Below are 11,834 nucleotides of genomic sequence, written 5' to 3' on the forward strand. Positions count from 1 at the left end.
TAATCCAGAAATATGAAAAATCGACGTGATGAACAAACAATGCTTACACTCATCATCAAAATAGCTAATGACGATGAGAGGATTAAAATTGTGATTATGAATGGCTCTCGAGCAAGCCCTTCAGCGAAAAAAGATATTTTTCAGGATTATGATATTGTGTATCTGGTAACTGAAATAGAATCATTTGTTCATGATAAAAATTGGATTAATCAGTTTGGTGAATTACTTATCATGCAAACACCTGATGAAATGGATGGGCAATGGCCAAAATTTAAAGGTAAATATACTTATCTGATGCAATTTAAAGATTGGAATAGGATTGATTTAACCTTGTTACACATCGATCAACTGGAAACTATGCCTAGAGACAGTCAAAGTCTCTTATTGCTTGATAAAGACAATTTAATTGCACCTTTTGGCGAACCTACTGATGAAGATTACTTACCAAGCCCCCCTACAGAAAAAGATTTTGTTAACTGTTGTAATGAATTCTTATGGGTAAGCACTTACGTTGCCAAAGGACTCTGGAGAAAACAACTCATCTATGCAAAACACGTTTCAGAGCAGATAGTTAAAGAAGAGTTAATTAAAATGCTCATGTGGTATGCAGGAATTCAAACCAACTTTAGTCAACCGATGGGAACTTATGGAAAATATATTGAAAACCACCTTGAGCTCGAGCTCCGGCAAGAATTCCTCAAAACCTACGTTGATGCTGATTATAAGAACATGTGGGCTTCATTATTCAAAATGTGTGAAATATTCAATGACCTAGCGATAAAAATTTCAAGTTATTTTGGTTACTCATTTAATCAGAAAGAATTCGATAATGTGGTAGATTATTTGCAAGATGTAAAAAACAATAAAATTCCAACTTAATCGAACAAATCCACTTGGAGTTAAAGAATAAATACTATTGAGATATCGATGTTGGTTATCGATTTTTGCAAATGAATTGAGAGCACTCCGCCATATGAGGTGGAACAAATTTTAAAGTTTGAAGGAAATGTTATGCCCAAAACTCCAAACAATTGTAGTTTATCCAGCGGTAATAAACCACCAACCTTCTTAAGAATCTTGTTCTCATATATGGCTGAATACCGCTGGAATACAGCATTTTTTATTTTATTTGGCCTTTTTTGGGCATTTACTCTACCTTATATGTCCTACTTACTTGGGCAAATCATAGATGAAATAAAATTTCAAAATCCTAAACAGTTCGACACCTTTAGCTTAATCCTAACCTCATTAATTCTTTATGTTGCAATTCATGTTTTGCGAAGCTTGGGATATTACGTTCATGGTTTGTTTTCACTTACCAGTATTCCCGAAAAAAAAGCCAAACTGATTAAACAACTATTTAATCACCTGGGCAATCAATCGATCGGTTATTTTGAAGATAAGCACTCCGGTTATTTAACAAACAAAATTACCAATGCCAGTTCTAGTATTGAGCCACTTATTTTTAATTTATTTACCATTATTTACCCACAATCATTAGCAATTATCCTAACAGGTATATTATTGTCCTTAGTCGTTCCGTATTTTGGAGTGGTTCTCTGGCTCTGGGGAGCTATACTTATTATTTATTCATACCATTCCGCCAAAATTGGTAATGATAAAGCAATGCTCTTTGCGAATTCCAATAGTAAAGTCAACGGTAAGGTAGTCGATGTGGTCAATAACATCCACACAGTAATCTACAATGCTGAAATGTCTTTTGAACTTGGTAATCTGGATACAGACATTCAGGATATGGTTCAAAATGATCGCAATTTGCAGCGCCACATGACAAAAGTCATGCTGGTACAGCACATTGCAATGAATATCCTCGTCGCTTTCTTTTTAATAGGCTCAGTGCTTGGGTATAATTATGGTTATGTCAGTGTAGGCGACATTGTTTTTGTTATGACATCAGTTACTGCTATTGCAGGCCTCACAAGCAGCCTTGGGAAATGCTTTCTCGATTTTGTTACTAATGCCGGGCGTTTAAATGAAGGGTTGAGCTTATTGGGAGATCAACATACGATTACTGATAACGCAAATGCTCAAGCACATCAAATTAATAATGGTGAAATTCAATTTCATGACATTTCATTTGCTTATCCCAATCAACCGCCAATTTTTCTAAATTTTAATTTAACGATTCCAGCAAAGCAGAAAATAGGAATTGTAGGTAGTTCAGGGGCTGGTAAAACCACATTATTCAAATTATTGATGCGATTATACAATGTAGAAAAAGGTGTCATTGCAATAGATGACTTGCCAATAAATGCCTACACTAAAAAATCACTTTGCTCTCAGATTGCAATAGTGCCACAGCATTTAACACTTTTTCATCGTAGCATTTATGATAATATCACCTACGGTTGCAATAATTTTGATAAATCAGATGTGATTTTAGCTGCAAAGAAAGCACACTGCCATGAGTTTATCTCTGAACTCCCACAACATTATGACACTATTATTGGCGAGCAAGGCGTAAAATTATCAGGTGGACAAAGACAGCGTATTGCATTTGCCCGAGCTATTCTCAAAAATGCACCTATCTTGTTACTTGATGAAGCGACATCAGCCTTAGACTCCAGTACTGAACAGGCAATTCAAGATGGCTTACAAAATTTGTTAGCAGATAAAACTGCTTTAGTGATCGCGCACCGTCTATCAACGCTCAAAGCAATGGATAGAATTCTAGTTTTAGAAGATGGCAAGATCATCGAGAATGGAACACATACCGAACTATTAGAAAAAAAAGGAGCCTATTATAACTACTGGACACACCAATCGGAAGGTTTCATACGGGCATAAAGTAACCTGATATCAGCCTGTAAACTGTTAATATAATCCTAAGAAAAACTTATAACTATTAAAACATTAAAGTCTTATATCATTGTATCAACTCCTCTTGGCTTATTTTTAAAATAGAAAGCTCTTACTGTCTATCAAATTCCCCAATCACAAAAAATCAAAAGACTAATTTTAAACACTTAATATTTCCTTAAAACTATTATCCTATAATTAAGTATACAAAGTGTGAATATTCGTATCCATTAGAATCAGTATTTGCATGTACAAACATCAGTTTGGGAGAAAGTAAAATGCCTAAATACGTAGAAGGGGTAGAATTAACTCAAGAAGGTATGCATGCTATTTTTGCTCGTATGGGGCATGGCGATATCACCAGCGGTAGCATTTATAATGGAGTACCGACTATTGACACAGAGGCCCTGAACAGACAAGGCTTCATGCCTGTTTTAACAGGAGTAGGCCCCAGAAGAGATTCTGGTCACTGGATCATGTTAATCAAAGGGCCTGGTAACCAATATTTTCTCTTTGACCCACTGGGTAAAACATCAGGCGAAGGCTATAAAAATACTTTATTAGCCCAATTACCCATAGCCTCTACTCTTTCTGTTATCCCCAATGAGCCCGGCCTAAACAAGGGGCTATGTGGCTATTGGGTAGCCTCTGTTGGATTAAAGGCACGTTCTGAACTCAGTAAGGATAATCCTCCCAATTTAGAAACTTTGGGTCAAATCACAACGGATGCAATGAAGGATGAATTAACCGATAATGGTTATCTGAAAATTACCGGCTGGCTAAAAGCTGTTGCTGATAAATTTCCAGAAGGTGACCCCCAACCCGATGCGAAAGCATTAAGACAAACCACTGAAAAAGATTTGCACATAGAGATACCCTCTCCTGTTTCTCCAATCAAAGACACAGCTCCTAAGGAAGTTTCTACAAAACCTACTGCACCACAAGTAGCTCCCAAGCATTCTTTAGACAGTAAGTTATTAGAGAATGACGATGATGTTCTAGACACCATAAAGTATGTTCATAAAGAGTATTTAGGAAAACCATATCCTGGCCCATTAAAAAATCCAAAAGCACCGGAAGAAGGACGACTTCCTCCAAATGAAGGGCCCGATCGAGGACCTCATGGTCTTGCTCATACGGTAAGAACAATGGCTTGTGCCGAGGTGATGATAGAAGAAGCACGTAAAGCTCAACTGAGAGGAGAAACATTAGGTAAAGCAAAAAATGGTCAGACTTTAGCTGATGTAACACCAGAAGAACTGAAAAAAATTCTCATCGCACAAGCCTTTTTTGTGGTAGGAAGGGATGATGAGCGTTCCGGCTATGATGACGTCCACAAGAGAAATTTTTACGCGGAATATCATGAGAAAAGTGAGCAAGCGTTCAGGAAATACGTTGAAGATAACAAGCTCATCGGCAAAATATTTAAAGATCAAAAAGAAGTCGATTTCTATGCTGCGATTATTCTGGATAAAAATCATGAATGGGATGCCACCCCGGCACATATCCTGATAAATCAAGGCCATATGGTCGATTTAATGAGGACTAAAGCACCTGCCGAAGTCGCATTGGAACGTACCTACAATACACTGAAAGGTACCGTCGGTTCAAAAGGTGCTGAAGTGGTCCTCAAGGCCCATCGAGATTTTTTCTTTGCCACAGGCGCTGTTGTTCCCTTAGTTAACCCTGAAGCAATTGATGACCCCAGTAGAGGTGGACCTTATGAAAATCCTTATAGCGGGGAGAAATTTGTTATTGTTGATGATAAGGTACCAGCTTCCAAGAAAGACTTACCAAAAGCTGTCAATCGTGACTATAAACTGAAAGATAACGAACGATTCCTAACCATAAAGGAATACTACGCTTTTCCTGATGTGCAGCAAACCTACCCTGGTTACAAAACACGTTTGGAAGCAAGCTCTTACTATTTCCCAACACCATTTGCAGGAGAATGTGAACAAAACCCTGCAAAATGTCTGGGAGCTATCCAAAAAGCCCGTTCAAAACTACAAACGGATGCCATTAAAAATGGCTTTCAATCAAGCTCTGAGAAAGAGAGAAGACAACCTAATATGGATGAAATTGCGGCCGCCCGCATTATTCAACAAATCATGGCCAATCCTGATTGCATCCATGACGATCATGTGCTCATCAATGGTCAAAAACTGGAAGAAAAATTCTTCCGTGACTTGTTAGCGAAATGTGATATGGCTGTTGTAGGCTCACTGCTCAATGACACCGACATCAAAAATATCGATACTTTAATGCGACACGAGAAAAACACCGAGTTTCATTCTACCGACCCCAAAGCAGTTCCAGTGAAAATTGGAGACGCCTGGGAGAATAGAATAAGAACGAAAGGTGGCGACGTCACTCAAATGAAGCATGATTTAATTTTCCTCATGCAAAATGACGCCTGGTACTTTAGCCGAGTCAATGCCATCGCACAAAACCGGGATAAAGGCTCCAATTTCAAAGAAGTGCTGTTTACCACCTTAATGACGCCTTTGACTAATAAATCATTAATAGATACATCCCACGTCCCAGCTCCGAAAAAACTGTATCGTGGATTAAATCTGCCACAAGAATTTACCAATAAATTAATCAATCAATCCAATGCCATTATTGCCAATACAGAAAATACGCTTTTTACTGATCTCTCTGCTGAAGCCTTCAAACAAATCAAGTTAAATGATTTTAGCCAAATGTCTGGCAAAACCTGTGCCAGCACAACCAAAAATATGAAACTTTTAACCGATATATGGGGCTCCAATGTCATTTTTGAAATGCTTGACCCGGATGGTTTGCTGCACCCAAAACAAGTAGGAACCCATATGGCTGGTTCCGAAGATGAATTTTCCGTTTATTTGCCGGAAGATGTCGCTTTAGTTCCAACCAAGGTAACTCTTGAAGGAAAAACAGACACAGGAGAAGATCGGTATATCTTTACACTGGTTGCTGTTAAAAGCCCTGACTTTATACCACGACATGAAAGCGGCTATGCGGTTGAGCCCTTCATGAAAATGCAAAAAGAGAAAGTCACCCAGGCATTGGATGCCATTGAAAAGGATAAAGACAGCTATAACATCGACGAACAACTAAAAAGCTTAAGAACAGAAATGGTTAGGCAAGCCAAATTGCCTCTTAGAGAAGGGGTTTTTGATAGACTCTCTCATCGCCTTTCTCTGGAAACCAGTGATAACAAAATATCTCCGGAACGCAGAGATTTTCTTAACCAACACGTCATCCCTGTATTACAGGAATGCCATATCGCGCTTAGAGCAAACGATATGGACATGATGCAAAAAGCCTTGGCAAAATTCCCTACTGATAAACAATGGTCTGCTTTTAAATCAGGAGAAGCGGTTAGGGCCAAAGCTCAAATGGATGTATTAAAGCAACAGATCGAAAAGAAAATCATGCTGCAAACTCAAATTATCCCGGCTCTCACGGAATGTGGTGAAGCACTGGATAAACAAAATGTCACAGAGGCATTGCAAGCGCTCAATAAACTGCCTGCAGAAAAAGAAATAGGCAAGGTCAAGACAATAGGACAAGAGTTAAGAGGACAAATTGTAGGTGTTAAGCAAGAGCTGACCGGAAATCTTGAGCCCCTGCAACGCGCTACCACTACTCCAATTGTACAAGATGCTGAAAAAATAAAAGTACGGTATGAAACGCTTCTCACAGACGTGACCAAACGAGTCACCGACTTTGAAAAAATCAAACCAGCCAATCTTGACGGTTATAATAAGGCCATTGCCGATTTAAATAACATACAACAAGAATTAAACCTTTTGCGCAATGAAAAAATTCGCATGCATACTGACAAAGACAAAGCAGTGGACTTTTCTGACATAGAAGCGTTGGATAAGAGATTACAAGACGTTCAATCCAAATTGCCAACTCAACTTTTAGAGCAAACGTCTAAAGATGTTGCAAAATTAGCAAAAATGCCGGAAAAGATTACCTTTAATGACATCAAATCAATGACATCCAAAATGAATAATTATCTGGAAACCTTGGAATTGATTCGTAATGACAGGATCAAGAAGCATGCTGGATCTACCGACCCTCTTGATATGTCGGATTTGGATGGATTAAAAGGTCAACTGCAAACTTATAATCAAAGCATGGCTGATATCCTATTGCGCGCTGCCAAAAGTTCTCTAGACAAAATTAAAGATCCAGCTACTTTTGAAAAAGAATCCCCATACATCAAACAATGTTTTGATCATTTAGCAGAACTTGAAAAAACTCTGGATGATTCAGACAAGGGAAGAAAACAAAAAGAAGACTTTACTGCCTATAAAAGCGCTTTAATGGATAAACAGGAAAAGGCTTATCCAGAAATGCTACAGTTACAATACAAGAGTGAAGCATTGATTATGCAATTACGTGATATCTGTAAAATTCACCATGACAATTTAGCTGAAGCAAGAAGAGTGAGACTTCAACAACTCGATAGTCAGGGAGGCGGACTTTTAGGTGGATTATGGGCTGTAACCAATACCATAGGTCTTACTACAGACAATGTGAATATTGAAAAAATGCAGATTAGAATGAAGGAGCAAACTCTTAGAGCGTTTAAGACAGAACTTACTAATGACAAGCTTAATACGGATCAAGTCATTGCCTTTTTAGCAAAAGGAAGTCCATCTGAATTGCAAGAAGCTTTAGGAATATCAAAAGAGAATGCAGAACAATTGCATGGATTGTTAAAACAACTGGAGATTAAAACAGCATCAACCGATAAACTCCAGGAAATTGAAAAGCTAATTGATGAAGTCTCAACTAAAATAGGGAAAGAACCAGTAAAACAAGATCATACCATCACAATAGATGAGGAAGAAAGCGATGACATAAGGTATGGTTTCTAAGGAGTATTTTTTAAGTGTTTGTTCAATTGTTAAATGAAGTAATGAATAGTACAAAGCTGTGGCAGATGAGAAGGCAAAACATCATATTATTTGTTTCTCATCAAGCTGCTGCTTTTTATTTTAAGGAATACTAAATTTACTTGTTGAATAATAATTATTCGTGTTGTAGCATTAAAGAATGCTATGTTTTAATTTAAACAAAAGGTGGTTATTGTGCCCATAATTTTAGATCCAGAAGTATTAAAAGTAGCAGAGTATGTCTATCAAGAGAGATTATCCAAACCTTACACTGAAGTAGGCCCGGAATGGGAATACAATCATAAAACCCCTTATGCCACTCGTGCTACAGGCACAGGGCATAATTTGCAACGATTTATCACGATAGATGATCAGAAACTTCATCGCCCCATTCATGGTTTGGCTCATACCATGCGCACTCTTTTTTACAGTCAATTAATGTATGAAGCGGCCAAAAGACAGCCACACCCTCATCGATGTGCTGACGGACGCACTATTGCTGATCTGAGTGCGCAAGACCTTAAAAAGCTTAACATAGCGCAATTATTTTTTGTGGCTGGACGAGAAAGCGAGGCCTCTTATGGTGATGCTTATCACCGATATCATCTGTATGGCGCTAAACAATTCGAAGAATACGCCCGTAAACATTTGACCCATCTCTTTTCAGAAAAAGAAATTGTCCTTTATTCTCGATGCATCGAAGATCGAATAGGCGATCGGTTTGATGAAACTGCTGAAGGCTATCTCATTCACTTATCGCACATGATCGATTTAATGCGCTGTAAAAGCCCAGTAGAAGTGTTTATAGGACATTCACGCGGTGTTTCAGGTATCGTACCAACCTTGATTCAACTATTTGGTCGTGAAGACGGTTTAGATATTATGCATTATGCACGCAGCCTTTTTGCTGCCACTGGCGAGGCTGTTCCTTATATCAGTTCATCGGAATGGCCCCATTTGGGCATTGAGTCTGATAGAGTGGAAAGAGCGCTTAAGATTGTAGGACCGCTTGAAGTGGAAGGTCAGGAAGCCGATGCTAAAAAAACCGCACAAGCTGGATTTTCGGTGGATGGCTGCTATGGCGCTTTGGTCAAAGTAGACACACCCGATTGGTATCATCAGGTTAAAGAAAAAGAAGACTATGATGTCGATGAAGTGATCGCTTTGCCACCGCAAATCACTATAAGAGAAGAGCCTCCCAAGGCAAATGAGTCTTTCCTGTTATCACTCCTTAGACACGTATTTTGGTGTTGTCCTTCAAATCAAAAAAGAGACGATGAAAATACAGATGTCTTGGAAAAAAAGGCACAACTATGAAGAGGTTATGAGGCAGCTTATTTTATAATTTTCGAGGTCATGAGGACGCAGTATGTTTGGTTTCATAAAGAAAGTACTTGATTTTTTTGGTGTTGATCAATCTGAAGATAATCCATCTGAGACTGCGGTGGAAACAACCGATGTTTCAACAAAAATCAAAACCACTGACACCACCCAGGAAGAGAGTTCAGTCAAAACCAAAACGGTTGTTCCTACCCAACCTGGGGGTTCTGTCAAACCCGAGACAATCGCACCTGACCAACAAAAAAAACACCAAATAAAAACAGAAACGACTACAAGCACAACCAAACAAAAAGGCCCCAAAGTAACACTAATGGATGGTCACGTGAAACAATATTATTTTGCCCGGCGAGGTGAAACAAGCACTCATGACACCTCTCTGCCACCACCTGTGAAGGTGTTAAGTGGGCGCTCTATCCCATTAAAAGAAATTCCTTTTGAAGCTACCAGAAATGAATTAGTCCAGATTTATCTCACTTCTATTGATAAACTCATCAAAAGCAACAAATTAAACTCTATTCCATCACAACAAATCGCCTCTCACTATCTCTTTCTTAGATCACTTGCCAACTCAGAGACTGATGGAATTAAAAAAAATCAAATACTGTCATTAGCCAAGCCATTGGGCACTTACCTTGCCTCTAAAGAGCCCCATGTATGGAAAATGATCAATGAACTCATTGAAAAAAGTGAATACCCAATTATTCATTATTTAAAAAATAACCGTGCTCATTCCAATTTCATGCTGGCATTAATTCATGAGTATCATAAGGAACCATTAACCAAAAACCAAAGCGCCTTTGTACAAAAATTTAGGGACTCCTCTGTCTTTCTCTTCCCTAACCCAATTTATACAGCATGGCTCGCTCATTCCTATGATGAGGACTCCAGCTTTAATCCTATGTTTCGTGAAAGATTATCCACCAACTTTTATCATTCCACTCTGACCGATAATCTCTTGTTAAGAACAGAACCTAAGGAAGTAACTCTTTCATCAGAGCATCATTATAAAAAGGAAAAAGGACCAATTGACTCGTCTTTTCGTTATCAAATGTCAAGTGATCGGTTATTGCGTATCCAGGGCAGAACTTTACTGTTTAGTACCCCCCAAAATGATGTGGTTGCAGTCAAAGTACAAAAAAAAGGAGAGCCTAAGTCCACCTTGGAAGAAGAATTCGAAATGGCAGATTATTTGCTGAAACATCAACGTCGTTTGGATGTACACAGCAAATTGCCACAACCGCTTGGACAATACTCTGTTAAAAAATCAGAGATTTTGGAAATAAGCAGGGGATCATTAGATTTTGAGCGTTTTAAAACCTTAATAGACGACTCTAAAGACCTTGAAGTGTATGTTTATAAAGCCCCCCAGTCTTATTTCACTTACCTACACGATAAAAATCAGGATTTGGAAGATCTGACAGCTTCTGTTAAAACAAATGTGCACGATCTCTTTGTTCTATTACGCGAAGGAATCGTATTTCCCCAATTAGCCGATATCTTCCATACTCATTTTGGTGAAGACGAGCGCGAAGACAAAGGAAGATACCAGGCATTAGTTCAACTTTTGAATGTTTTACAGTTCCAATTAGGGCGCATTGATAAATGGCAAAAAGCTGTGGAATACGTCAATTTGCGCAGCAGTGGTCTGGCTGATTTGGGAGACAGTCTGCCCATAACTAGCCTGTTCACTTCATCTGATTTCACAAAACATTATTTCTCTGAACTGCTTACAGGAGGATATCACCCAACCTTCTTTGACAAGTCATCTGGTACAGCCAACTCTTTATTCACCGGCAAGCGCCGATTATTTGGTAATTACTTGTATCTCAATACCATAGCAGAATATTTGCTGGTTATTCAGTTAACACTCGGCAGCTATGGGGATAAAGTGACTCGAGACATGATGGATAAACCTAAAAAAGAGGCGGTATGGCGAGAATTGGCAAACGTCATGTTTACAAGTTGTGCAGAAGCCATTCATATCATGACTGGAATACCTCAATCGCGAGCACTGACACTACTAAAACAACGAGCTAATATTGAAAAACATTTCAGACAGACACAATTCTGGATGACGCCTGATTATTCCAAACTGGATGAAGATACACTGCAAATGGAGCAATACAGCATTTATTCCGGTGAGCCAGAATATGAATTCACTGATAAATTAGTCTCTGGTGTTGGATTGTCCGTCGATGGTGTTCATCAGGACTTGGGTGGATATAACAGGGAAAGCCCATTAAGAGAACTTGAAAAACTGCTCTATGCCACAGTAACACTGATTGAAGGAACCATGCAACTTGATAAAGAGTTTTTTAAACAATTGGAACAAGTTGAAAAAATACTTTCTGGTGAGATAAAAACTGATGCCAATTCGTGCTTTGAAGCAGTTGCCCAACTTCTGGACCTTGCAAGGCCTGGGTGCCATTTTCAGAAAAGATTGGTTTTGTCCTACTACGAAGAAGCCAAGCTTAAATATCCCTCCGCACCAACTGACGCCTATGATTCACGTTTTCAAGTAGTCGCCAGAACCAATGCCGCAATAACCATTCAACGATTCTGGCGAGAAGCACGCAAAAACTTGTCAGAAAAATCGGATATCGATTCTGAAAAGCCGGAATCCGAACGTACTACTGATAAACGTTTGTGATAAAACGAATACCCTGCCCCTGACTCTTTGAAACCACACTATTCCCATGGAGAAGTCTATAAGACAGAATAGACTTCTTCATTTTCTGGCTTGAGTTTTAAGAGCAATAAGAGAAAACCCCCCGC

Annotated in this window: 5 protein-coding genes; all 5 read left to right on the plus strand. The window is 38.8% G+C overall.

The annotated features are described in order from the left end of the window. Window positions 1-12 precede the first annotated feature (12 nt). Window positions 13-879, plus strand: coding sequence for an aminoglycoside 6-adenylyltransferase (locus tag LPG_RS10810; RefSeq protein ID WP_010947862.1), 867 nt, complete (start codon window positions 13-15; stop codon window positions 877-879). Window positions 880-1,011: 132 nt separating this feature from the next. Further along, window positions 1,012-2,808, plus strand: a complete 1,797-nt coding sequence (locus tag LPG_RS10815; RefSeq protein WP_015444213.1) for an ABC transporter ATP-binding protein — start codon at window positions 1,012-1,014, stop codon at window positions 2,806-2,808. A gap of 290 nt (window positions 2,809-3,098) precedes the next feature. Then, window positions 3,099-7,700, plus strand: a complete 4,602-nt coding sequence (gene sdeC, locus LPG_RS10820; protein WP_010947864.1) for a Dot/Icm T4SS effector SdeC/LaiC — start codon at window positions 3,099-3,101, stop codon at window positions 7,698-7,700. 213 nt (window positions 7,701-7,913) lie between these two features. After that, window positions 7,914-9,035, plus strand: a complete 1,122-nt coding sequence (gene dupA / locus LPG_RS10825) for a Dot/Icm T4SS effector deubiquitinase DupA/LaiE (protein ID WP_015444210.1) — start codon at window positions 7,914-7,916, stop codon at window positions 9,033-9,035. Window positions 9,036-9,087: 52 nt separating this feature from the next. After that, on the plus strand, window positions 9,088-11,709 hold the full coding sequence (gene sidJ, locus LPG_RS10830; protein WP_010947866.1) for a T4SS meta-effector polyglutamylase SidJ: 2,622 nt from the start codon (window positions 9,088-9,090) through the stop codon (window positions 11,707-11,709). Window positions 11,710-11,834 lie beyond the last annotated feature (125 nt).

The organism is Legionella pneumophila subsp. pneumophila str. Philadelphia 1, assembly GCF_000008485.1.
GTDB classification, from domain to species: domain Bacteria; phylum Pseudomonadota; class Gammaproteobacteria; order Legionellales; family Legionellaceae; genus Legionella; species Legionella pneumophila.

Coding starts and splice junctions, on each gene's coding strand:
- LPG_RS10815 (WP_015444213.1), top strand. CDS start 1,012: ATGCCCAAAACTCCAAACAATTGTAGTTTATCCAGCGGTAATAAACCA.
- sidJ (WP_010947866.1), top strand. CDS start 9,088: ATGTTTGGTTTCATAAAGAAAGTACTTGATTTTTTTGGTGTTGATCAA.
- sdeC (WP_010947864.1), top strand. CDS start 3,099: ATGCCTAAATACGTAGAAGGGGTAGAATTAACTCAAGAAGGTATGCAT.
- LPG_RS10810 (WP_010947862.1), top strand. CDS start 13: ATGAAAAATCGACGTGATGAACAAACAATGCTTACACTCATCATCAAA.